General features: G+C 65.3%; 16 protein-coding genes and 3 pseudogenes. 9 read left to right on the top strand and 10 right to left on the bottom strand.

The window, feature by feature from the left end; genetic code table 11:
• The 5 genes from C4S70_RS16755 to C4S70_RS16735 all read left to right on the top strand — a co-directional run.
• Positions 1-3758: glycoside hydrolase/phage tail family protein (locus C4S70_RS16755; protein WP_235003869.1), on the top strand; the 3758-nt coding region annotated here is incomplete at its 5' end.
• Between the two features lie 10 nt (positions 3759-3768).
• On the top strand, positions 3769-4503 hold the full coding sequence (locus C4S70_RS16750) for a DUF2793 domain-containing protein (RefSeq protein ID WP_104009250.1): 735 nt from the start codon (positions 3769-3771) through the stop codon (positions 4501-4503).
• Between the two features lie 43 nt (positions 4504-4546).
• Entirely contained in the window at positions 4547-4792 is a 246-nt protein-coding gene (locus C4S70_RS16745) for a DUF6127 family protein (protein ID WP_235003868.1), read from the top strand.
• 71 nt (positions 4793-4863) lie between these two features.
• Positions 4864-5538 (top strand): YcbK family protein, encoded by a 675-nt coding sequence (locus C4S70_RS16740; protein ID WP_104009248.1) that lies wholly within the window; start codon positions 4864-4866, stop codon positions 5536-5538.
• Complete coding sequence (locus C4S70_RS16735; RefSeq protein WP_104009247.1) at positions 5538-5792, top strand: hypothetical protein; 255 nt, start codon at positions 5538-5540, stop codon at positions 5790-5792. Before C4S70_RS16740 ends, C4S70_RS16735 begins: the two co-directional genes overlap by 1 nt.
• A 191-nt stretch (positions 5793-5983) precedes the next feature.
• Here C4S70_RS16735 and C4S70_RS16725 read toward each other — a convergent pair whose 3' ends face one another.
• From C4S70_RS16725 to C4S70_RS16690, 8 genes are all read right to left on the bottom strand, one after another.
• A complete protein-coding gene (locus C4S70_RS16725) occupies positions 5984-9298 on the bottom strand; it encodes a DUF499 domain-containing protein (RefSeq protein ID WP_104009245.1) in 3315 nt (1104 codons plus the stop codon).
• A 12-nt stretch (positions 9299-9310) separates the two neighbouring features.
• On the bottom strand, positions 9311-12103 hold the full coding sequence (locus C4S70_RS16720; protein WP_104009244.1) for a DUF1156 domain-containing protein: 2793 nt from the start codon (positions 12101-12103) through the stop codon (positions 9311-9313).
• Positions 12104-12958, bottom strand: coding sequence for a hypothetical protein (locus C4S70_RS18900; RefSeq protein WP_200822793.1), 855 nt, complete (start codon positions 12956-12958; stop codon positions 12104-12106).
• The gene (locus C4S70_RS16710) at positions 12955-16455 is read right to left on the bottom strand and encodes a protein NO VEIN domain-containing protein (RefSeq protein WP_104009243.1); all 3501 of its coding nucleotides are present in this window, start codon (positions 16453-16455) and stop codon (positions 12955-12957) included. Before C4S70_RS16710 ends, C4S70_RS18900 begins: the two co-directional genes overlap by 4 nt.
• 768 nt (positions 16456-17223) lie before the next feature.
• Positions 17224-17697 carry a bifunctional DNA primase/polymerase gene (locus tag C4S70_RS16705; RefSeq protein WP_104009242.1) on the bottom strand — a complete coding sequence of 158 codons (474 nt, stop codon included), beginning with the start codon at positions 17695-17697 and terminating at the stop codon, positions 17224-17226.
• Positions 17698-17717: 20 nt separating this feature from the next.
• Positions 17718-18029, bottom strand: coding sequence for a hypothetical protein (locus tag C4S70_RS16700; RefSeq protein ID WP_104009241.1), 312 nt, complete (start codon positions 18027-18029; stop codon positions 17718-17720).
• On the bottom strand, positions 18026-18271 hold the full coding sequence (locus tag C4S70_RS16695; protein ID WP_233417265.1) for a hypothetical protein: 246 nt from the start codon (positions 18269-18271) through the stop codon (positions 18026-18028). Before C4S70_RS16695 ends, C4S70_RS16700 begins: the two co-directional genes overlap by 4 nt.
• An 11-nt stretch (positions 18272-18282) precedes the next feature.
• Positions 18283-18933 (bottom strand): hypothetical protein, encoded by a 651-nt coding sequence (locus C4S70_RS16690; protein ID WP_104009240.1) that lies wholly within the window; start codon positions 18931-18933, stop codon positions 18283-18285.
• A gap of 187 nt (positions 18934-19120) precedes the next feature.
• Between C4S70_RS16690 and C4S70_RS16685 the strand changes: the two genes are divergently transcribed.
• From C4S70_RS16685 to C4S70_RS19240, 4 genes and pseudogenes are all read left to right on the top strand, one after another.
• Positions 19121-20224 (top strand): tyrosine-type recombinase/integrase, encoded by a 1104-nt coding sequence (locus C4S70_RS16685; protein WP_104009239.1) that lies wholly within the window; start codon positions 19121-19123, stop codon positions 20222-20224.
• 79 nt (positions 20225-20303) lie between these two features.
• Positions 20304-21089 carry a phage minor head protein gene (locus C4S70_RS16680; protein ID WP_104009238.1) on the top strand — a complete coding sequence of 262 codons (786 nt, stop codon included), beginning with the start codon at positions 20304-20306 and terminating at the stop codon, positions 21087-21089.
• On the top strand, positions 21089-21667 hold the full coding sequence (locus tag C4S70_RS16675) for a hypothetical protein (protein WP_104009237.1): 579 nt from the start codon (positions 21089-21091) through the stop codon (positions 21665-21667). The genes C4S70_RS16680 and C4S70_RS16675 overlap by 1 nt, the downstream gene beginning before the upstream one ends.
• Before the next feature lie 368 nt (positions 21668-22035).
• Positions 22036-22143: pseudogene (locus C4S70_RS19240) on the top strand (hypothetical protein); the annotation flags it as partial.
• Between the two features lie 240 nt (positions 22144-22383).
• On the opposite strand, the pseudogene C4S70_RS19235 reads toward C4S70_RS19240, so the two are convergent.
• Positions 22384-22647, bottom strand: a pseudogene (locus C4S70_RS19235) (phage portal protein); the annotation flags it as partial.
• Between the two features lie 37 nt (positions 22648-22684).
• Positions 22685-23134 (bottom strand): annotated as a pseudogene (locus C4S70_RS16665) (tyrosine-type recombinase/integrase); the annotation flags it as partial.
• Between the last annotated feature and the right edge of the window lie 103 nt (positions 23135-23237).

The following is a 23237-nucleotide window of genomic DNA, read 5'->3' as shown; positions in this document are numbered from 1 at the left end:
TCCCCGGCGCGGGCGAGTTCGTCTATGCCACCGAGCCGGTGATGCGGGTGGAAGGCGCGAAGACGACACCCGAGAACGTCCATGCCGAGACCGACAGGGCCGACTTCCTCGTTTCCCTCGACAGGCTCGAGGCGCTGGCGCCGGCGGTCGAGAGCGTGTCGTTGGTGGTGGCGTGGTTCGGCAACGACCTGCGCGCCGGGGAGTGCGAGATCCGCCCCGGCGTCGAGACCGGCGCCAAGTCCACCACGCCGCAGGTCTGGCAAGTGAACGGCGTGGACCGCGCCGCGGCGCATCTAGTGTCGACCGACGCCGACGGCCGGCCCGTCTATGGCGGCACGCCGAGCGACGCGGCTGTGGTGCAGGCGATCCAGGAGCTGAAGGCGCGGGGCTACCGCGTCACCTTCTATCCCTTCCTGCTGATGGATGTGCCGAAGGGCAACAGCCTCCCGAACCCCTACAGCGACGACGCCGCGACCCTCGGCCAGCCCGCGCTTCCCTGGCGCGGCCGGATCACCTGTTCGCCGGCGGCGGGCTTTGCCGGTTCGGTCGACAAGACGGCGACTGCCGCATGGCAGGTCTCTGCCTTCTTCGGAGAGGCGACGCCGGCGGACTTCGCGGTCTCGGGCGAGTCGGTCAGCTACACGGGTCCGTCCGGGGACTGGGGCCTGCGGCGGATGATCCTGCACTACGCCCATCTCTGTGCGGTTGCTGGCGGGGTCGATGCCTTCCTGATCGGTTCGGAGCTTCGGGGGCTGACCACCATCCGCGACAGCGCCACCAGCTATCCCGCGGTGGCGGAGCTGCAGATGCTTGCTGCGGATGTGCGCTCCATCCTCGGGCCGTCCACGAAGATCAGCTACGCGGCCGACTGGTCGGAATACTTCGGGCATCACCCGCAGGACGGCAGCGGTGACGTGTTCTTCCACCTCGATCCGCTCTGGGCGGACGCGGGGATCGATTTCGTCGGAATCGACAATTACATGCCGCTGTCCGATTGGCGCGACGGCTTCGAGCATCTGGACGCGCAAGCGGGCTGGCCTGCCGTTTACGACCGCGCCTACCTGCAATCGAACATCGCCGGCGGCGAGGGCTTCGACTGGTTCTATGCCAGTGCGGCGGACCGCGAGGCGCAGAACCGGACGCCGATCTCGGATGGCGACTATGGCGAGGACTGGATCTGGCGCTTCAAGGATCTGCGCTCTTGGTGGCGCGAGCCGCATCACGACCGGCCGGCCGGCATGCGGCTTGGCATCGCGAGCCAGGGCGCGGAGCCGCTCGGCTGGAACCCCATCGGCGCGGGCGTCACCCTCACGGCCGGCTCCGGCATCCATCGGGGCTTCACGGCGCCGGCGCTGATCGGGAGCGGCGGGGCGACCTGGCACGGCGCGACGCCGGGCTTCTTCAGCTTCGCGCCGGGCGACCGGGTCGCGATCTCGGCTTACGTCTCGGCCGGAAGCTCGGGCAAGGCCATGCTCGACTTCGCCGCCTCCGGCGCGGGCGACACGGGCGTCGTGGTCAACCTCGCCACCGGCGCGATCGAGAGCTGGTTCGAGGGCCCCAACCCGATGGTCTCGAAGGCGCTTGTCGATCTCGGCGCCGGCGTCTGGCGCATCGACATGGTGGTGGACGTCACCATTGCCGCCACCAACTACCAGCTGCGCCTCGGGCCGCGCTCGGTCACGGCCGGCGAGGATGTGCTCGCCTTCGGCATCGAGGCGATCATCGAGGGCAAATCCAGCACCGCATGGGTGCCGGAGTCGAAGCCCATCCGCTTCACCGAGTTCGGCTGCCCGGCCATCGATCGTGGCACCAACCAGCTGAACGTCTTCTTCGACCCGAAGTCATCCGAGAGTGCCGCACCCTACTTCTCGCGGGGCTGGCGGGACGACGCCATCCAGCGCAGTTATCTCGAAGCCACCGCACTCTACTGGGCTGAACCGGCCAACAACCCGGCCTCCAGCCTCACCGGCCTGCCGATGGTCGATCTCTCGGAATGCGCCGCATGGACCTGGGACGCCCGCCCGCATCCGTTCTTCCCCGCGCTCACCGACGTCTGGTCGGATGGCGCGAACTGGCAGCTCGGCCACTGGCTCACGGGCCGGCTGGGGGCTGTCTCGCTCGCCGCGCTCGTGCGGCGCCTGTGCCTCGCCGCCGGCATGGACGCCGCTCACATCGACGTCTCCGGCCTCTGGGGTGCCGTCGAGGGGCTGGTGATCCCCGCCATCGAAAGCCCCCGAACCACCTTCTCCATGCTCGCCCGCCACTTCGGCTTCGACGCCGTCGAGAGCGAGGGCGTGATCCGCTTTGTCATGCGCGGCCGCGCGTCCGTGGTCACCATCACGCCGGACAATCTGGTGGCCGGGAACGGCGAGGACATCGAGCGCACTCGCGGACAGGAAACCGAGCTTCCGCAGGTCCTGCGCTGGAGTGTCGCCCGCGCCGACGAGGACTATGACAGCGCCCTTGTCGAAGCCCGCCGCATTACCACCGGCGCGGTGCGCATCACCGCCGAGAGCTTCCCCGTCGCCGTCGCCCCCGAGGAAGCAGAACGACGCTGCCGCCGGGCCCTGATGGAGGCCTGGACCGGGCGCGAACGGGCGAGCTTTGCCCTGCCGCCCTCGCGCCTCTCCCTCGATCCAGGCGATGTGGTGATCTTCACCGACGGCACGACCACCGAGCTCCGTCTCACGCGCATCGCCGACGGGCTTGCCCGGCGCATCGAAGCAATTCGGCAGGACCGCGAGGTCTACGATCTGCCGCCGGGCGCGCAGCGCACCGCCGCTGTCGCTCGCTCCGTGCCGCTCGGCGCGCCGCAGGTGGCGATCCTTGATCTGCCGCAACTGACCAGCGCCCACTCGCCGCCTCGGCCGCTCATTGCCGTCGACGCCGATCCGTGGCCGGGCACGGTTGCCGTCCTGCGTAGCCCCGAAACATCGGGCTGGGCGAGCTTCGCCACCATCAACCGCCGCGCGCGGATCGGCGCGCTAGCCGCCGACCTTCCCGCCGGCCCGGTCTGGCACTGGGATCGCGGCGCAGTGCTGGAAATCGATCTGCCTTGGGGCCAGCTTGAAAGCGTCACCGAGTTGCAGCTCTTCGCGGGCGGTAACGCCTTTGCCGTCGAAAGCGCGCCGGGCACATGGGAAATCCTGCAAGCCCGCGACGCGATGCTCGTCGCCCCCGGCCGCTATCGCCTCACCACGCTCCTGCGCGGCCAGCGGGGGACGGAGCATGCCATCGGTAATCCCGCCCCGGCCGGGGCGCGGGTCGTGGTTCTGGACGGGGCCGTCACCGAACTGCCCTTCACCGTCGGGGAGATCGGCCTGCCGTGGAACCTCGCCGTCGGACCGGCAACGCGACCGGTGTCGGACACGACCTATACGATCCTGTCCGTGACGCCTGTGGGCGCCTCGCTCCGGCCCTTCGCCCCGGTGCACCTCGCGGCCCGCGCGGAGGCCTCAGGCGACATCACCCTCACCTGGACCCGCCGCTCCCGCGATCCGGCCGCCGACAGCTGGGAAGCTGCCGAGGTGCCGCTCCTCGATCAACCCGAAGCCTGGGAGATCGACATCCTCCACGGCGCGACGGTCAAGCGCACGCTGGCGGCGGGGACAGCCAGCGTCACCTACAGCACGGCCGATCAGGTGGCCGATTGGGGCGCAGCACGGGCGCGGGGCACCGCCCTGACCATCCGCGTGGCCCAGCTCTCGCCCTCGCTCGGACGCGGGACTCCCACCGAAGACATCGTCACCATTATTTGAGGCTCCGACAATGACGCCGAACCTCGCACTCCCCTATATCGCCGCCGCTCAGGCGCAGAAGCATGTCACCCACAACGAAGCCCTCGACCGGATCGATGGCCTCGTGCAGCTCTCGGTGAAGGACCGGGATCTGACCGCGCCGCCGGCGATCCCGACGGAAGGTGATCGCTACATTGTTGCCACCGGCGCGACCGGCGCGTGGGCCGGCTGGGACGGGGACGTGGCGATGCTTTCTGGCGGCGCGTGGGTTCGCCTTCCCGCGCGCGAGGGCTGGCGGGTCTGGGTCGAAGACGAGGCGATGCTTCTCGTGAGAACGGCCGGTGCATGGATCGCGCTCGAGGCCGCGCTCGGACTTGTCAAGCAGAGCACAGACGTCACCCTCGCGCTGAGCCCGAACGGCGCGGCGACGCGCCTCACCGTCGCCGAGGAGACACTGACGAACCTCGCGGGCCCGACCGTTACCTCGAGCATCGTCATTCCCGCGCGCGCCATCGCGCTGTGCGTCTCGACCCGCACCACCAGCGCGATCACCGGCGCCACAAGCTACGACTGCGGCATCATTGGCAGCCCCGCGAAGTTCGGCGGCTCCCTCGGCACCGCCGCCGGCGCCTCCAACCTCGGCATCATCTGGCCCGAGGCTTTCTGGGCCGACACGCCCATCGTCCTCACCGCCAATGGCGGCGACTTCACCGGCGGCGCCGTGCGCATCGCCATCCATGCCTTCGAGTTCACCGCGCCAGACTGAGGCCGCCATGACACCTCCCAGATCCGAGCAGGGCTTTGTCCGCATGCCCGCGGACGAGTTCGAGGAAATCCTGGCCCTCGCCGCCGAGCGCGGCGCGCGGCGCGCGCTGGCCGATGTCGGCCTCGAAGGTGAAGATGCCGCCGTCGACATACGCGACCTGCGCACGCTGCTCGCGGCATTGCGCATCGCGCGGCGCACCGTCTGGCAGACAACGGTGCATGTCGTCACCACCGGGCTCCTCATCGCCCTGATAGCGGGCATCGCCGTTCGCCTGAGGTTCTTCGGCTGACGCGCCGCGCGACACCCCCGCATCCGCCCACCAACCCGCCGCAAGGCGGGTTTTCTCTTGGAGGACACCTGATGACGATCCACGACTTTGCGCATTGGCGTGACGTGCCCGCGGGCCTCTGGCGCTGGCCCAACTTCAGCCCCGAGGAAATCGCCTGCCGCAGCGATGGAACCATCCGCGTCAACGAGGCGGCGCTCGACCGCCTGCAGGCGCTGCGCGACCGGCTCGCGCGCCCGATCATTGTCCATTCCGCCTATCGCAGCCCGGACTACAACCGGAAGGTCGGCGGCGCCCCGCGCTCGCAGCATCTTCTCGGCGCGGCCTTCGACATCTCCATGGCGAACCACGACCCGCACGCCTTCGAGGCGGCGGCGCGGGAGGCGGGCTTCACCGGCTTCGGCTACTATCCCCCCCAGAACTTCATGCACATCGACATCGGCCCCGTGCGCAAATGGGGCGAGCGGTTTCCCGAAAGGAGCAGCCGTTTCGCCGAGGAGCCTCCCCGCCCTCGCGAGAGCCTCGCCGACAGCCGCACCATGAAGGGCGGCGGTGTAGCGGGCGTTGCCACCACGGGCGCCGCCGGCGTCGATCTCCTGCAACAGACGCTGGCCGACACGCAATCGGCGGTGCAGCCGCTCGTGCCCTGGCTCGACACGCTGCGCTGGGCGTTCCTGGCCTGCGCGCTGGGCGGGATCGCACTCATGATCTACGCGCGCTGGGACGACTGGCGGAAGGGGCGGCGCTGATGGGTCGCGTTCTTTCCTGGCTTGCCGGCTCAAGGCTCGGCGGCGCCATCGCGAAATGGGCCGCCATCGCGCTCACCGTGGGCCTCTTTCTCGCCGCCTTCCGGCGCTCGGCCGAGCGTGCCGGGCGTCTCGCCGAACGCCTCGAACAGATGGAGAGGATCAATGCCGCGCAACGCCGAATGCTTGAGGCCACGACACGCCGCTTTCGTTCTCGCGACGAGCTTGCTCGCCGCCTGCGCGCGGGGCGATTCTGAAGTGCCAGCGCCCCTTGGCTGCCTCCCGGTCCCGCAGTACAGCCCGGAATTGCAGGCGCGCGCGGCCGAGGAGCTCGAGCGCCTGCCCGAGGGATCGGCAATCGAGGAGATGTTGGGAGACTATTCGGCGCTGCGTCAGTTTCGCTGCAGTCCTCCCTCCAATCGATGAATGTCGTTTGTTGACCAAGATGTCAGCGAATTTGCTTTTCCATCTTTAACGTGTTGGCATTCTCGGTCAGCGTCCGGACCTTGTTGCGGTCAAGGCCCGACGGCACTTCGGCATCGATTTCGACCCGGATCGTGACTTCCGCTCCCGGAATGGTGGTCAACTGGTCGATGATCCCCTCGATAATGTTGGACATGTCGCGAGCCGGCCTCTCAGGTGAAAGGAAGGCAGTGGCTGTGAAACGCGTCGGAAGGCGGGCCTCATCCGGTGTTTCGCTTCCACCGGGCGAGGGCATCGGGCCGTGAGCAACCCCGCCCGTTGCGGTTGCGCCGGCCTTACCGGTGGCCTCTGCCCGTGCGGGTTGCTCGCGCTCCTTCTTGGACCGGGCGGCGATGTCTGACCGGACGATAACGGAGTCGCCGCCAATCGACACGACTGCCTTGTCCCCGTGGTCGAGCACCAATCCGCGATAGGATTGCGCTTTCTCATCCCACGCCTCTGCATAAGCGAATGGGCCGGGAACCAGTCCACTCACGGCGGCACGAACCGACCGTGCGAGCGTATCTCGGTTCTTGAGCCTGGGCAGGTAGATGTAGCGATTGAGATATTCCCACAGATCCCCCAGCGAGAGATGCGGCTTGTCGTTCCAGATGTACTTTTCCAATACCGAATTGAGCCGCACGGGGCCGATTTCGGGGAACAGGGCTTCGTCGTTCACCAGTTTCCGGCTCGCCCGGCTCAAGACGCCATCCTGCGTGGGGATACGCGCGCTGGTGAACGCTACGTCCGCCTGCGGCGTCTCCTGGTAGGGATAGATCAGGTAACACCAGGTTTCCTGCAGTCGCGTTTGCAGGGTGGATTGCGCCTCCTTCAGCTTGTCCCTGGCCAAGGCGATATCGCTGACCATGAGGTCGAGCCGCCCGGATTCCGCATCCCGGACAATCTCCGCCCAGGCAAGCGAGGCGCGCATCGCCTGCTTGAGATGGTCGAGCTGCTTCTCGTCGGGTGCGAGAAACACAAGGGTATTCCTGTAGACCCTTGGCGTTGATCCGCGCTGCTGCAGGATGTTGCGTGCCTCCGTCATCGCCTCCGAATTTTCGCGCCCGTTGTGGTGCGGATACGCCACGCCAAGCACCACAATCCTGACGCCACCGGGCTCATCGGGAACCTCCGATGAATCGCCGGGCGCAACCTGAACCGCATCGAAGTCGCCACGATCCTTCAGGCCGTTGATGTAGGTCTTGAGCGCCCTGTCGAGCTCGTCAAGGATCAGCGCCTCCTCGAACTGGGCCGCGCGGTCGGCCGCCACGCGGTTGAGGCTCGGCGTCATCGAATACCAGTAGCGCCCGCTGTCGCTGTGCAGGAACTTGGCCTGATTGGTCAGGCGGCGCAGGGCGTCCCCGAAACTCGCCACCCGCTCACCGGGCTGGACAACCCCGAGATTGATCCGCTTGTCGTCGATGCCCCGGTTCTGCTGGCCCTCCGAGGGTGCGGTTGCCATGAAAATCGCCCGGGCAACGCGGCGGGTCGCCGAGTAGCGGTTCAGGTTCGGGTTCGCCTGGTCGATCTTGAAGGGCGTCGAGTTCGCCCCATCCACGTCGCCGGCGATGATCCCCTGCCAGGCGTTCGGCAGATAATGCAGAAGCTCCGGCTCCACCCGGGGCGAGCTGACCGCCACGCTGCCCGGCATGATCATCACCGAAGGATCGCCCGCCATCCACAACTCATGGATCACCTGCGCCATCAGTCTCAGCACACCGCGCGTGCGCTGGAACTTCTCGAGCGCGCCCCACGAGGTGTAGAGGTGGTCGAACAGGTCGGGGTGGATCGGATAGGCCTTCTCGAGCTTGCGCCGATAGTCCTCGTCCGCACAGCCCTGCGGGAAGTCGTTGGGGTTCTCGCGGTAGAGCTTGGCGAACTGCTTCAGCACATTGTCCCGGTGCATGTACTTGTCGCCGGGGATCTCCTTGAACAGCCGCCGCCGCACGATCTCGTAGCTTTCCTCCTGGCTGGCCGGCCGCCAGGACGACTCCACCCGGCTGAAGGTCTGCTTGAGCCGCGCGAGCGCCTCCTGGCCGCCCTCGCCGCCCACCTCGATCTGCGAGGCCGGGAGGGACGCGACCAGAAGCGTCTGCGGCGAGGCCTTCACCGCCTCGGTCAACGCCTGCACGAAGGACAGGTTTGCGTCGAACGAGCCCGAGGGCAGACCGTCCACCTTGTAGATCTGGCGCAGGTAGGCCACCCACTCGTCGATCAGGATGAGGCTCGGCGCACACTTGCGGAACAGCTCCTCCAGCAGGTGCGAGCCCGGCGCGATGCCCTTGGCGTCATGCTCGGCCACCATCTGGAAGGCTTCCTCGCCGCCCAGCTGGAAGGCAAGCTCGCCCCATGTGGTGTTGATCGGCCGGCCATAGTCCTTCTCGCGCTGCTTCACGTCCGAGGGCCCGGTCGAGGTGCCCACCAGCACCGCGCGGTTGACCTTGCCGGGCACATCGAGCCCGTGCTCGCGCAGGAGCTGGTCGAGCCCCGGCAGGTCCGAGACCGGCGTGCCGCCCACCATGTGGTAGAGCGCCAGCATCGAGTGGGTCTTGCCGCCGCCGAAGTTGGTCTGCAACTCGACGACCGGATCGCCGCCCTTGCCCGCCAGCCGTTTCGCCGCGCCGACCAGAAGGTTACTCAGCCCCTCGGTCAGATAGGTGCGGGCGAAGAACTCGCGCGGGTCGGTGTATTCCGAAGGTGCGGTGCCGCGATGCACCTTGGCCAGATCGGCGGCGAACTCGGCCTGCTGGAAGTTGCCCGTGGCCACGTCCGGGTGCGGCTCGACCACCTCGCGCCAGGGCAGAAGCCCGGCCATCGCCCCGGTCTGGATCGAAGGGTTCTGCACCCGCCGCTCCTCGCTCCGGGCGAGCTCGCGATACTTGGTGCGCAGGATCGTGTCGCGCATCCGGCCAAGCTTGGCCGCCACCTCGCCGGCGCTGATCGCCTCCATCAGCCGGCGCATGGAATCGAGCGCGCGCTCGGCGTCGTCATAGCTGAACGGCTCGTTGTGCGAGAGCCGGTTGCGCACCTCCAGAAGCTCCGAGACGATCGAGCGCTCGATCGGCCCGAGCACGCCCGCAAAGCTCGTCTTCCAGAAGGCCATCATCGCCTTCAGGAGGCTCGCCTGATCCCAGGCAACCGCGCCCTTCGAGTTGGGGCGCAGCCCGCTCACCTGCTCGACCACCGCCACCTGCCAGTGGCCCTGAATGGTCGCCTCCAGCCGCTTCTCCACGAAGGGGATCAGCGCCTCGGGCAGCAACTCCATGCCCTCGAAAACCGTCTGCCGTGCACTCTTTGCCATCTATGCCTGCCCTCAAATATCCAGCCGCCCTTGGCGGTTCATGTCGGTATCGTGAATCTGCGCCGCCTCGCGGGTGAGGTCCGACCACACCGCGATCAGCCCGTTATAGGCCGTGGCTTCCTTGGCGTCCTGCCGCCTGGTGGCGCAGACTTCGTAGAGGTAATAGGCCAGATCCTTGACCATCTCGGCCCGCTCGCCGCCGATCTTCTTCAGCAGCACCGCAGCGGCATATTCGCCGTCATTCTCCAGCACGCGGATCAGGTGCTGGCAGCATTCCCAGACGGTGAGATGATCGTCCGTCCCCGGGTCCCACTCGGGGTCGAGCTCGGATCGCTTGAGGATGCGCACCTTGCCGGCGAGGCTTTCGACGATGCCGGCATGGCGCACACTGTCCACCGAGATGCCGCGGGCGCGGGCAAGGTTGTCGGCCGCGCCATAGTCGCCCTTGGCGAACCCATGCTGCTCGAACCAGGTGGCGGCAAAGCGCGTCTCGGGGTCGAAATTGCCGTGCAGGTCGTTGAGGAACTCGTCGAGCTCGGCATTGATCAGCTGCAGCGCGGTCTTGACGCTCATCTTGCTGTCATCGGCCTCGAGCACGCACGCGTAGCGCGAGAAGATGCCCATGCCCGGCCCGATGGCCGATTGCGGCATGTCGGCCGGCGCGATGTTGGCGGCCTGAAGCTCGGCGATGGCGGGCGGCAGCTCGCGCTTGAGCGCGCGGATGAACTCGGCCCGGGTGATCGTCTCGGCCGTCTCCGCCCGCTTGCGGCAGACGAGGACCACCGAGTTGGCAAGGGCGTTGGTGCCCATGGCGATTTGCCGTGTGCGCATCTCGGTTCTTACAGGCCAAGTTCCGAGAACTGAAAACCCTGCTTCAATCACGGCTTGCAAAAAAGTTGCCCACCCGGTTGAGCTAATACCGTCTTGCGCCACCTCACTTTGTTTGAAGGCGTAGTAGATTATCGTGGGATAGTCGGTGGAAGATTGCTGCGACATGTTGGCGATAGCCGTGCGCATTCCATCAAGAAAATGTGCTTCGGCCAAATCCCTTCCACCATGGCGGTAGGGGGTCGCGACCAGTTCTTCCGATTTTGGCGTTGCCAGAACTCCAAACAATTCGGGGTAAATCGGACGCAGCACCCGTTTCATCCAGACGAAGAAGAAATCTGACAAGTCGGCATAACCGACGTTGTCATAATAGGGGGGGTCTGTGCAAATGACAGAACCTTCGTGGATAGAAACTCCCTGAGCGTCTTGCTGCGCGATTTCGCCAACCCCGCAAGGAACGGTCCGCAGCCCGTTTTCTGCCATCTTATAGGCGGCATTGAGCGCGCCCGTGGCATTCCCCAAGGGATTCGTTTCGGCATAGTCCCACAACATCGGGATCGCTTGCCGCCCGAAAATATGCTGGGCCTTTTGGCCAACCGGGTTCCATCTAACCAAGCTGTTTCCAGACATTGCCACGCGGTCAATCGCAAACCCCAGATACACGCTCACCGCTTCGGCGTAGGCGCGGGCGCCGGTGCCGCCTTCGCGCAGCGGCGTGGGGTCGGGCGAGAGGCCGGCGGCGAGGGCGTCTTTCTCGATCTCTTCCCGCGCCTCATGCACCAGATCGCTGAAGGTATTCAGCGCCACCAGCTGCCGGTCGGTGAACAGATCGCCGAAGGTGGTCAGGCCATATGGCGGCGTCCAAAAGGCCCGCATATCGTTCGGCAGGGGCGTTTCAGGCTTCCAGTCCGGCTTGGCCTCGAATGCGATGCGCACGTGCTCATCGTTCGGCGCAACATAGGCCCGGCTGCGGTTGCCTTCGGCGACGATGGCCATCATCGTCTGGCCCATCTTGCCCTCGCGCCCCATGCGCTTGACGTAATCAGGCGCAATCGCCGCGCCGGACACCAGGCAGCGGAAGTTCGCCCCGCGCCCGGCCTTCGTGCCCTCCTTCGCCTTGGCGATCTCCTCCTTCGTGCCGCCGTGGCGGATGCGCCAGGTAATGGTCTTTTCCTGCCGGTCCACGATGGGCTCGACCCAGACCTCCTTGCCCTTCTTCGAGGACAAGAGGAAGGACGAGGCGATGGGCACCTGCACATCGGCAAAGGCCGGGTCGGGGCTGGGCACGGTACGCGCCCAGATCCAGGCGATCACCGTCGCCTTGCCGCCGCCATATTCCTTCGGCAGCTCCACCTGCGGGTAGAGGTGGCCGATGCGCTCAAACGCGCGCTCGCGCATCCATTCGCCGTAGTGCTTCACGTCCTCGGCCAGCCCTTCGGCGTTGCGGTAGTGGTTGCGCTCCTTCAGCCCGGGGTGGATTGGCGGGCGGTCCTTGAAGCGGGGCGGGATCTCGATCATCGCCTTGCCGATCATCACCGCCACGGGGTTGAGGTCTGACCCATAGGCCGGCAGGCCCAGCCGCTGCGCCTCCAACGGGATCGAGCCGCCGCCCGAGAAGGGGTCATAGACCGGCGGCAGGGCCTCGCCGCAGCTTGCGCGGATCTCGGCGCGGGCGCGCTCCAGCACCTCCTCGTTGGTGGAGTTCTCCCACTTCACCAGCTCCTCGATGATGCCGAACAGCCGCTTGCGCTCGGCCTCCTGCGCCTCTGCCGTGGGGAAGCGGTCGGGATGGGCCGAAGGGTCATCGACCAGCTGGGCAAAGAGCACCGCCCGGCAGGCCGCAAGCGGCCGGCGCGCCCACCACAGATGCAGCGTGGACGGGTGGCCATGGCGGATCGACTTCTCCCGCGCCGAGGCGGCATTGATCGCCTCGAGCGGGATGGCGACTTCGATGAGTTTCTTCTTGGGGTGGGTCATTCAGGCGTTCCGTTTCTCGAGGCTGACGCGGTAGGCGTAGGGGCCGGTCTGTTCGACGCATACCACGTCTCCGGCCCGCGCGCCGGTGCGTTCGAAGAAGCTGCGGATCCAGCCACGGGCGCGGAAGAACTTCTTCTGCCCGTCGATATCGGTCATCACGGGCGTCTCGCCGCCCCAGTCGACAACCACCTCGCGCGGGGCCTTCTGGGCAGCGTTCGAGCCGCCGATGGCGTCTGCCGGAAACTTGTCGATGAAGCTGCGAACGTGGAAGTGGTTGTTCTTGATGTTACCCTCGGTCAGCTCGGTGCGGCCGATGATCGTTCCGTCTCTGCTCGGGGAAAGTGCCGGCGCAACGGCCGCGCTGGCGGCCCGGCGGGGTTCGTGGCTTGACAGCGGAGCAGGGCGCGGCGCCGCTGGCTTCTTCGGTGAAGCGGCGGGGCCGGCCGAAAGGTCTGCGGGAAGGTCACCGAGTTGCGCCGCGATGGCCTCGGAAACTTCCGGCTCGAAGGTCACCCACGTCACGGCCCCGGGCGGGTGGCGATAGGGGACGGGCCGCGGAAGGCGCCGTGCATCTGCCAGAACCCAGGGCGTGTTCCATTTCGCGACCTCGCCGGAGCGGATCATTTCCGCCGGGATGCGGTGCTTGTCGATGTTTGCGAGCATCTCGTCAGGTGAGAGCGGCGGCAGGACATCGACGAGGCAGGCGACGCCCCAGACGGCTCCCGTGCCCTTGCGGATCAGTCCGAACCAGCCTCTCAGGCTGGCAGCGGTGGAGCGCATCTCCCAGGTTTTGTTCCCCTCCAGGATGTAGCCGATCCAGGGGTCGGCAATGATCAGACCTTTGGTAATCTTCACTGTGGTGCCTCTGCTCGTTCGAGTAGTTTATTGATATTGAACTGGATTGCGTTGTGGTCGAACGGCGGCTCGCGGCTGTCAAGGGGGCCGTGGATGTAGCGGGGCTGGCAAGCGAAGCCATCCTTCACCTGGACGATGGCGAGGATGAACTTTTCGGGCTCGTGCAGCGAGGTGATGATCTCCTGCCGAGTGATCATCACCGTGTCGGCGCCGTCGATGCGGCCCTTGACCTCGATGAAGCGCAGGCGGTCGGCCCTCGGGTCGTAGGAGGCGATGTCGTAGCCGAGCTTCTGGGCCGAGACGTCCTCGGGCTCGTTGCCGAGCGCGCGCTCGGCGGCCATGACCGCCTCCATGGCCTTGAGCTCGATCTCGCGCCGCGCGATGGGGTCTTCGGAGAAGCCGTTTGCCGCGGCCATGGCGGGCAAGCGCGCGGCGAGGAGGCCGCGGGGGATCACGATCATCCCGCCGCGCACGCGCGGGGGCTGGGAGGAGATGAAGCGCTCCTTCTCGATCAGCTCCAGCCGGCGCTTGAGCCGCTCGGCCAGCTCGTCCGCCCGGCGCTGGGCGTTCTGCCAGTTCAGCCGCGTCTTTTTGCCGGCCCGTTCCTGCTCGCGCAGTTCGGCCGCGCGGGCGTCCCAGTGGTTGATCTCGCGCTTGAGGCGCGCCTTGACCTCCCGTTCGACCTTGTCGATCTCGGGCAGGCGGCGGGCGCGTACTTCTTCCACATGCTTCCGCGCAAGCTCGACCGTAGCGTATTGCACGACCCGCTTCTCGATGTCTTCGCGCAGCCAGTCGGCCTCGAGCAGATCGCGCACGGCCTCCAGCTCCTCGGGCTTGGCCGGGCGCAGATTCAGGTGCGGGGCGATGCCCGCATTGGCAATCCGCCCCTGGGCGTCAATGGTCGCGAACTGGAGCCGTTGCGAGACGATATGGGGCTTGCCGGTGCGGGTGGGGCGGCCGTCCTGCACGCTGTGCTCGAGCATGAAAAGGGCCGAGATGTCGCGACCGTCGTCCGTGTCGTCCACGAGGACGGCCCCTTGCTTCATCAGGTGATTATTCTGCTCGCGCACCAGGCTGATCACCGCCTCGAGCAACGGATGGCCGGGACAGACGAACTCGGCCACCGGTTGCTGGTTGATCTTGCTCTTGTCAAAACAGATGCGTTCGTACTTCTTCTGCACCGGTGTTCCGATGCCGATCTCCCGGTCACGCTCTTGAATGGCGAGCGGCACATGGGTGATCTCGAAACGCCCCTCCTCGCGCGGCTTGATCCGCCCTCCCAGGCGCTGGAAGGCCTCGAGGAAAAAGCTCTGCACATGGTGCGGCTGCAGGCGCTGGGCCTCGGCCTTTTCCATCTCGAGGCGTAGCTCGTGCACCTGCTCGGCGGGCAGGGTGTCGTTCGTCAATTGCCGCTTGCGCAGGAGCTCCATCAGGTGGCTCTGGTCGACAGCGCCGTCCACCACCTGGAAGAGACGGGCCCTTACCTCTTCCTTCTCGCCATACTGAATAGCCTCGAAGAGCAGATCCTTCAGCGGGCGCTCCTCGAAGAGTTCACCGAGAACGTCATAGACACGGCCGCCAAGCGCCTCGCGCGCGGCTTCCAACTTTTCCAGAAGCCGGGCGTAGACTTCGCCCTCGCGAGTGTCCTTGGCGACCAAGTTCCACAAATGGCAAACCTCGGTCTGACCGATGCGGTGGATGCGGCCGAAGCGCTGCTCGATCTTGTTGGGGTTCCACGGCAGATCGTAGTTCACCATCAGATGACCGCGCTGGAGGTTGACGCCCTCGCCGGCGGCGTCATTCGCGATGAGGACGAGAAGATCGCGGTCCTGCATGAAGCGCTCGACGACTTTCCTGCGCTCCTCGCGCGAGACGCCGCCATGGATCACGTCGACGGCATCGGGGTTGCCCAGGCGCGCGGTGACCTTGTCGCGCAGATAATCGAGCGTGTCCTTTGCCTCGGTGAAGACGATCAGCTTTCGGCGATTGCCTTGCGCGTCAATCATCAGATCGTCATCGAGGATACGATCGAGCTGCTGCCACTTCGTGTCCTTGCCCGAGCGCAGCACCGACAATGCCATGCGCTCGAGCTCCTTGAGCGTCGTGACTTCGATCTCGAGCTGCTCGATCGTCTCGGCAGTGGTGACGGTGGTCGAAAGGCGCTCCTCGATCTCGTCGATTTCTTCCTGACCGAATTCGTCGATGTTTTCGAGGAAATCGTCAGACACCGGGATGTCCTGCCCCAGGCCACGCCCTCGCACGACCAGACGCGCTTCGGCGAGTTCCGCCTCAAGTCGCTCCCTGCGTCGTTTCAGTGACTGATAGATGGCCGCAGGGCTGGAAGCGAGGCGCCGCTGCAGGATCTGGAGCGCGAAACCAACCATGTTGCGCTTGCGCCCATCCTCCTCGGCGAACCGCTGAACACGGTTCATCTCATTGCGCACATAATCGGTGACAGCCGCATAGAGTGCCGCTTCCTGCGGCGACAGCTCGTATTTGACGGTATACGCGCGCCTCTCGGGAAAGAGCGGCCGACCGTCGAAACGCAGCAGCTCCTCCTTGGTGAGGCGGCGCATCATGTCTTCGACGTCGGCGACATGCATGCCGTCACGGAAGCGCCCCTCGAAGCGGTCGCCATCAAGCAACGCCATGAAGAGCTGAAAGTCCTTCTCCTTGCCGTTGTGTGGGGTTGCCGTCATCAGAAGGAAATGGCGGCAGATACCCCCGAGCTTCTGCCCCAGCTGGTAGCGCTTGGTGTATTTGACCTCGTTGCCGAAATAGGTGGCCGACATCCGGTGCGCTTCATCGACGATGATCAGATCCCATTCGGTCGCCGAGGCGAGCTTCTGCTGCAGGTCATCATCGCGGGCCAACATGTCGAGCCGCGCTATGAGCCTGTGCCGGTCGTTGAACGGGTTGCCCGAACGCGAGGTCTCGATCATGTCGCGTGAGAGGATGTCGAACTCGAGGCCGAACTTCTCGCCCAACTCGTCCTGCCACTGTTCGACGAGACTTCCCGGCGCCACGATGAGGCAGCGCTCCAGATCGCTTCGCGCGATGAGCTCCTTGATCAGTAGCCCCGCCATGATGGTCTTCCCGGCCCCCGGGTCGTCGGCAAGCAGAAAGCGCAGCGGCTGTCGGGGGAGCATTTCGCCGTACACAGCCGAGATCTGATGCGGCAGCGGGTCGATCAGACTCGTGTGGATCGCGAGGTAAGGATCGAAGTAATGAGCAAGCTTGATCCTGTTTGCCTCGGTGACCAGGCGCGTGAGAGCTCCGTCGGCGTCGAAGGACCATGCGCGCCCTGCCTGCTCCAGCTGAACCCGCGCCTCGTCCTCTCGAAACAGCGTGGTTTCGGTAACCGCGCCGGCAGGGTCGCGGAACACGACATTGACCGCCTGCGTTCCGATCCACTCGGTGGAGACCACCTCTACCGTCCCGCCAGGTGCGATGCCCTTGAGCCGGGCGCCCGGCCTGATCTCTTCCAATGTGCTCATGCTGTTGCGTTCCGCCTAATCAATCCCTGTTCACATGGCGATTCTAGTGGGGCGCCCATGGTTCGCCGGTGCCGCACTCTGCCGTACCGCGCAAGGACCGCGACACGTCCTGCGCGAGAAGTCTGTGAAGATGGTCTCAGACATCATCATCAGGGGTTTCTATCCGGTGCTCGAGATATAGCTGGTAGAGCACGAAGCTGCACCTGCAATCTGCCGGAAGTTGAGTGAACGAGCGCGTCAAAACGTTTCGCAACGGCGGATGTCTGGTTCTAAGGGTGCTGGAGTTGGCTTCGCCAGCAGGGAACGCGATGCCCGCCCTACTTGCTTCCTGACGCTCTTTGCCGGGCTTGGCGCTACGTTGGCGCAATGATTAAACTTGCCTGCCATTGGCATTTATGTATTTGAAAAGGCTACATTTATCGCTGTTCGAGTATCCCGACCAGCGGTCTCATAACCTGAAGGTCGCAGGTTCAAATCCTGCCCCCGCAACCAAACTTTTCGGCAATATATCAAACACTTAGACCGCCCTCCGGGCAGCTTTTTCGTGTCGCGTCGAGTTGCAAGCCCGTCCCGACCGCTCCCCAAAGATTTCAAAGGCTTACGACCAGCTCCGATTCCTCCGTGCAACACGGATGCGACACGGGGCCAAGGCTCGTTCCGCAGGCGTTCGCGTCCGATGGCGCTTGAACCCTCCGGTCCTGAACCGCAGTATGGATAGCCGGTGTCACAGCATTCGGTTCGGTAGGGGTGGTTCATGGCTCGTCTCGTTTATTCCTGTCGCTTCTGGATCTTGTCAAAGGGCTGGTCGGTCCGGAAGGCCAGCAGGATCTTGGGCGCGCGCCCGATCCGACAGGCGGGCGTCATGCCGAGCATCTCGGTCGCGATGCAGGTCACCCGGTGGGCATGCTGGTGGTCGCGCACGTCGATGTCGATGCCGACCAGCGTCCCGCACAGCAGGCCGGTGTTGGTGCAGTTGCGCTGCGCCTTGGTCCAGCGCGCGATCTCGGCCTCGTCGGCGCTGGCGCAGACGGTCTCCCAGCCCTTCATCATCGGCCGCTTGCCCGCGGCCTTCATCGCGACGTGCGCGCCCAGCACCGGCACCGGACGATAGCCGTGGCGATGCAGCTGCAGGCGCAGTTCGGTTGGATCCTCAGGCGCCGCAAGCGCTGGCGCGCTGGCGGACGCATCCGCCGACGCATCGGCATGGGCTATGTCTTCGGTCGTGCGGATGGCGTCCTCCATGCTTACTCTCCGTCCAGAACTCAGGCGGCGAAGTCATCCTGGGCGTGATCCTCGGCCGCTTCGGCGCTGCCGATGAGCCTGACGAGGCCGTAGTAGACCTTGCCGGTCAGGCCGCGCGGATCGCGCTCCCAGGAGGTGGTCCCGCGCAGGTCGTGATCGAGCTCGGCGCGCAGCCGGTCCAGCGCCGCAAGGGTTCGATCCGCCTCGCGATAGGTCGAGGTGCCAGGCACGGCCGAGGCCATCAAATGGATCAGCGCATCGCGGGTGTTGCGAAGGCAGTTGCCCAGGAACACATGATCGTCGGTCGAAAGCGGGTCGCGGAAGTCGCTCATCGCGCGGCCTCCTGCTGCTCGATCCAGTCGAGAAGCCGCGATTTCCGCGCGCAGATCACGTTGCCCATGCGGAAGGTGGGCATCCGCACCTTGGCCTCGCTGGCGTAGTAGTAGACCTTCCGCCGCTCCTTCGCGTCGCCGAAGACGAAGAGCGCGATGGCGTCCGCGCCCCGCAACAGATCCTCCGCCAGCGTCGGGCAAACCTCTCCCGTGGCGGGTCCAGCCCGCAAATGCTCCTGCATGTCCTGTCCTCCTAGGTGCGGATCAGCGCGCCGAGCGCGTTGATCGTTCTCTGACTGACGGCGAACGTGACCATCGCATCGCCGCCCTCGTGAAATCCGGATGCCTCCATCAGCCTGCGCAGCTGCGCCTTCGGCGGCGCGAAGCTCGCGATCATCACGGTCCGGTCGGGCAGCAGCCCGTCGCTGGACCCGGCGAGGGAGACGGACGCGGTGTGGAACCGCCGCTCGACCTCGATCTTCATGAAGGGGAGCATGACACCGCCGAGCGCCGCGTCGAGCGCACCGTCCCGCGCCGCCAGGATCAGCCCGGCCAGCATCTCCCCGAATGTTCGGACCTGCGTCAGCGCCCGCATGGCTTCCGGCAGCGGGAGCCAAGCGTCCCGCTCGTCCTCGGGCATCGTGTCCCGGCTGTGCAGATCCTCGACGGGGAAATCCCAGAACCGCTGCGACGCCTCGACCGCGTCCTTCACCTGATCGGCCGCCATGATCGCGAGCAGCAGCCGGGCGCAATCCTCAGGCGTCATGTCGGCGGCGCCTGGGCCGCGCCCGCCGGTGGAGATCAGCCGCTCCTTCCGCAATGCGCGCGCGATCACCGCGACGGTCTGCTCGGGCATCGGCAGCACCTGCGCGAGGGTGGGGATGAGGTCGCTGAGCTTTGCCATTGCGGCGGGGTCTCCCGAACTTGTTTCGGACCTTAGGTTCAAAACCTCTGGCGCACAAGGTGGTTTCGGACTAAAAATCCATTACTGGGTTCCGAGGCGGTCGGTTTCGCCTCGCTATGCCGGAAGAAGAATGGCAATGCGGAAGGCTGACGATGCTCAACGCATTGTCGGGAATAAGGAAAATCGGATGGCGACGATCCGGAAGAGAACACTGCCCTCGGGCCTGGTGCGCTGGCAGGTGGATTTCACCGATCAGGCCGGCAAGCGCCGCTCGAAGCTGTTCCCGCGCCGGAAGGACGCCGACGTCTATCTCGTGAAGGTCCGCTCGCTGGTCGCCAACAACACCTATCTGGCCGACAGCGAGAGCATCACCGTGGCCGACGCCGCCAAGGCGTGGCTCGACCATTGCGAGGTGAGGTGCAAGACGGGGCGGCGGATGGAGCGGTCCACCCTGCGCGGCTACAGCGACTATGTGCGGCTGCACATCACGGACGCGCAGGTCGTGATCGGGGACAAGCTGATCGTCCAGCTGACCCGCCGCCATGTGAACGAGTTCCGCGACCGGCTGCTGCTGAACGGCCGGTCCGAGCATCTGACGCGGCGCGCGCTCTCAGTGCTGAAGCTGCTGCTCGACCATGCCATCGACAACGGCCAGCTGTTCACCAACGCCGCGCAGGGCGTGCGGGTGATCAAGTCGAGCCGGATCGACTACAAGGCGCCGGTGCCGTCGAAGGAGACGATTCGCGCGCTGATCGAGGCTGCCGACGAGGACTTCAAACCGCACCTGATCGTCTCGGCGCTGACCGGCCTGCGCGCCTCGGAATTGCGCGGCCTGCGCTGGCAGGACGTGGATTTCGAGAAGGGCTTCATCTACGTGCGCCAGCGCGCCGACGCCTACAACCAGATGGGCGAGCCGAAATCCCGCGCGGGCTATCGCGACATCCCCGCCGGGCCGATGGTGCTGAACGCCCTGCGCCGCTGGAAGCTGCGCTGCCCGAAGAGCGATCTCGGGCTTGTCTTCCCCGCGCCGCGCGGCGGCGTCCTCCAGCACACCAGAACACAGTCCCGGTTCCGCAAGCTGCAGGAGCAGGTCGGCGTGAAGCTGCGCTGGCACGACCTGCGCCACTTCGCCGTGTCGCTCTGGATCGAGCAGGGCTTCTCGATCAAGGAGGTGATGACCTTCGCGGGCCATTCCTCGATCCAGATGACCATGGAGCGCTACGGCCACCTGTTCCCGTCGCCCGACCACCAGAACGCCATGGCCGAGGTCGAGGCCAATCTGCTGGGGTGACCGGCATCACGCGGGCGGTTAACGCGATCTTTAGTCAAATCGTCGATGATCGCGCGGCCGATCGCAGAGGCCCGCCATCATGACCATCACCTACACCGAGGCCTATCGGAGGGCCTTCGGCGAATATCTCCGCAGGGGAACGCCGATCCGCCTGTCGCTGAAACAGGCCGGGGTCACGGATCAGTATGTCTGGCGCACCCGGCGCGACGAGCGTGTGCGCCGGTCGCACCGGATGAACGACGGCCGCGTGTTCTCGTGGTCCGATCCGCCCGCCACTGGGCATCCTGGCGAGGACTACAACTGCCGCTGCGAGGCAGTCCCCTTCGTCGCAGGCGAGACCGAGTTCGGGTTTCACGAGTTCACCACGAGCCTCGCGTCGAGCTATGATCGGTGGAGCACGGAGGACTTCTGGGATCACTACCAAAACGGAAATGGTCGCGCGGTAAGTCTGCTCGAAATCGGCCATCTCCGAGAGATCGCCGAACAGTATGCTTATGACGACGGTATTGAAGGTGCGTTCCGTAGGCTTGCAGACCAGATTGCCGACGAAGCGCGAAAAGGTGGGTCGCGTAATTTCACCTATGATTTCGAATTCGTATACGATTTCGGCTCCGTGGACTTTGCTCACGGCGACGGAACCGTTCGCGGGGTATTCGTTGGTTCGGCCACGCGAAATGGCCGCATGATGACCATCAATGGCAATACTCGTTTCGAATTCCACGACATTTTCCAGGATCCGTTTGACATTGGCGTTGAGTTAGGCGTGCCGTACCGCATCTATGGAGGCTGGACCGCACGGTTCTCGGCGGAAGTCCTCGCGCAACGCGAGGACAGCAACTTTCGTCAGAGGCCGAGAAGCGACTGATGGTAAGGAATCAGCCGACAAGGCGCTTGCTGTTCGCGTCGCTGGCAGCGACGTTCGTATTTGTCGGTGCATTGTTGACCATCTTCATGCTGGGATGGACGTCGCGGTTTCGGGATCAGGTCACACTTCCTAACGGCATGGTCTTGGTCCGTTCGTTCGACTGGTCTCGTTCTGGGCGGAACGACCTGCTTGCGACGAACGGGGTAGATACTCTCGCTCGAGACATTGAAGGCATCTGCTTCGACGACCGCTATGTTCTTGTTCAGTCCTATGACTGGCAGTCCACCGGCCTTTATGACGCCGAGACCAACGGCAGGGTGCGGATGGATTATGCCGAAGCCATGAGGATGAGCGGTCTGAGCCACGGGAGTGGATGCGATGGATACTACACCAGATGGGTCGGTCCCGGTCTCCTCTACGATGGCAACACTGTTCCGTTTCTTCCCAGCTGCTCTGCGCGGAACGTCGAGAATGAAGCGCTCAGGGACCGCGATTGGTTCGGCCGACCCTGCGATCCCGGCCCGCCACTGGCCGAGCGCAACCGAGATGGCGGCGGGATTCCCGATTCTTCCCAATGACTTGCGTTTGCTCCGTGCGACACGTGGATGACGTTGCGGGCCTGAAAATCGCCTAAGCAACTGATTTCACGAAGTTATTCAGAGCGCCTTGGGTTGCCTCATAACCTGAAGGTCGCAGGTTCAAATCCTGCCCCCGCAACCAACAAATTTCTCCAAACATTACAAAGCCTTAAGCCAGCTTTGGCGGCAAATCGGCGCGAGAACATTCACCGCATTCGGCCGCAACAAACCGCAAACAAAGGCGGAACACGTTGGCCGATTTGACCCCGCCTGTTGGCGCTACGTTGGCGCAAGGTCGGGGCAAGGAAGTTGCCTTCGGCCAGCCACGCCATGCTATTCGGAGCAAGCAGGAAGTCTGCGTGCCGTGAATGCGCGCCTGCCGCCTCGTTCAGCATCACCATGCGAAGGTGATCTGGTGGCGAGAATACGGCCTCTATATCGGCTCCGCGAACCTGACCGCAAACGCATGGTACAAGAACGTCGAAGCCGGCTGCTTCTTTCCTGAATCCGAGATCACAGACGAGATGGCTGAGGACGTCCTCGAACTCTTCGACGTGCTCGATCGGCACTCGACGCCCCTGACTGAAGAGCTGCTCGAGGCCATGCAGAAGCGGGCAAAGATCATTTCCAGCGCTGAGCCTCCCTCCGAAGATTTCTGGAACCCGGAAGCCCGCGGCGATCAGATGCATCTGCACCTGCAACCATTCGCGGATGCCTGTTCCGCTGCCCGGCTGGTTGAAGCGGATGTCCTTCGCCCCTCGCGCATAGGCAATGAGCCCCGACTCGAAGGCCTCGATCACCCGGTTGTCGGCATCGACGACGGAGGGCGCCATGCCCTGCTCGGCTTCCTCCGCGCCGAAGACGACACCGACAAGGCAGGCCTCGGTCTTCTTGCGCACGAGCTCGGCCGCCTGCCAGTCGCCGAGATCGCGCAGGGCGCGCATCGCGGGTGCCCCCCAGGGCACGCCCCGGCTCTGCACCCTCTGACGTTCATAGAGGTGGGCCACGCGGTCGGCCCCGGCGGATTTCCTGCACAGGCTGGCCCTCGACCTCGCCGGGGAAAAGCCACGGGCAGCCCTCCGGCACCACCAGACGGCGCTGGCGCACGATGGCGGCGACCTCCTCGGAGATCGGCAGGCGGTGGATCTTGCGCTGCTTCGTCATCGAGGCAGGCTTCGTCCAGGTCATGTGCTCGAGGTTGAAATGCTCGAAGCGGGCGCAGCGCACCTCGCCAAGCCGCGCGCCGGTGAGCATGCACATGCGGATGATGCCCACGGTTCGGTCGTCAGGGTCCGCCTCGAGCGCGGCGGCAAGGCGCTCGAGTTCCTTCCGGGTCAGGAAGCGCTCGCGCTCGTGCTCGAGCCGCCTGCGGAAGGAGGAAGCCGGGTTGTCCTTGCGCATGCCCCATTCGATGGCGAGGTTGAACATCTTGCGCAGCACCTCGCCGGTGCGGTTGGCGCGGACGGGCTTGCGCCTGTCTGAAGTCAGCACCTATCGGACAGATTTAGGGGTTTGAGCAACGGAGGATTTCTGGTTCATCGAAGCCATCAAGGAGCGAAGATGAACAAGA

The sequence above is a fragment of the Jhaorihella thermophila genome, from assembly GCF_900108275.1.
In the GTDB taxonomy this organism is placed as follows: Bacteria; Pseudomonadota; Alphaproteobacteria; order Rhodobacterales; family Rhodobacteraceae; genus Jhaorihella; species Jhaorihella thermophila.
Note: the sequence above shows the minus strand (reverse complement) of the source record. Positions and strands in the feature narration are given on the sequence as shown.

Coding starts and splice junctions, on each gene's coding strand:
- C4S70_RS16695 (WP_233417265.1), bottom strand. CDS start 18,271: ATGCAGGAGCATTTGCGGGCTGGACCCGCCACGGGAGAGGTTTGCCCG.
- C4S70_RS16690 (WP_104009240.1), bottom strand. CDS start 18,933: ATGGCAAAGCTCAGCGACCTCATCCCCACCCTCGCGCAGGTGCTGCCG.
- C4S70_RS16735 (WP_104009247.1), top strand. CDS start 5,538: ATGGGTCGCGTTCTTTCCTGGCTTGCCGGCTCAAGGCTCGGCGGCGCC.
- C4S70_RS16725 (WP_104009245.1), bottom strand. CDS start 9,298: ATGGCAAAGAGTGCACGGCAGACGGTTTTCGAGGGCATGGAGTTGCTG.
- C4S70_RS16675 (WP_104009237.1), top strand. CDS start 21,089: ATGGTAAGGAATCAGCCGACAAGGCGCTTGCTGTTCGCGTCGCTGGCA.
- C4S70_RS16710 (WP_104009243.1), bottom strand. CDS start 16,455: ATGAGCACATTGGAAGAGATCAGGCCGGGCGCCCGGCTCAAGGGCATC.
- C4S70_RS16700 (WP_104009241.1), bottom strand. CDS start 18,029: ATGAGCGACTTCCGCGACCCGCTTTCGACCGACGATCATGTGTTCCTG.
- C4S70_RS16685 (WP_104009239.1), top strand. CDS start 19,121: ATGGCGACGATCCGGAAGAGAACACTGCCCTCGGGCCTGGTGCGCTGG.
- C4S70_RS16750 (WP_104009250.1), top strand. CDS start 3,769: ATGACGCCGAACCTCGCACTCCCCTATATCGCCGCCGCTCAGGCGCAG.
- C4S70_RS16680 (WP_104009238.1), top strand. CDS start 20,304: ATGACCATCACCTACACCGAGGCCTATCGGAGGGCCTTCGGCGAATAT.
- C4S70_RS16705 (WP_104009242.1), bottom strand. CDS start 17,697: ATGGAGGACGCCATCCGCACGACCGAAGACATAGCCCATGCCGATGCG.
- C4S70_RS16745 (WP_235003868.1), top strand. CDS start 4,547: ATGCCCGCGGACGAGTTCGAGGAAATCCTGGCCCTCGCCGCCGAGCGC.
- C4S70_RS16740 (WP_104009248.1), top strand. CDS start 4,864: ATGACGATCCACGACTTTGCGCATTGGCGTGACGTGCCCGCGGGCCTC.
- C4S70_RS16720 (WP_104009244.1), bottom strand. CDS start 12,103: ATGACCCACCCCAAGAAGAAACTCATCGAAGTCGCCATCCCGCTCGAG.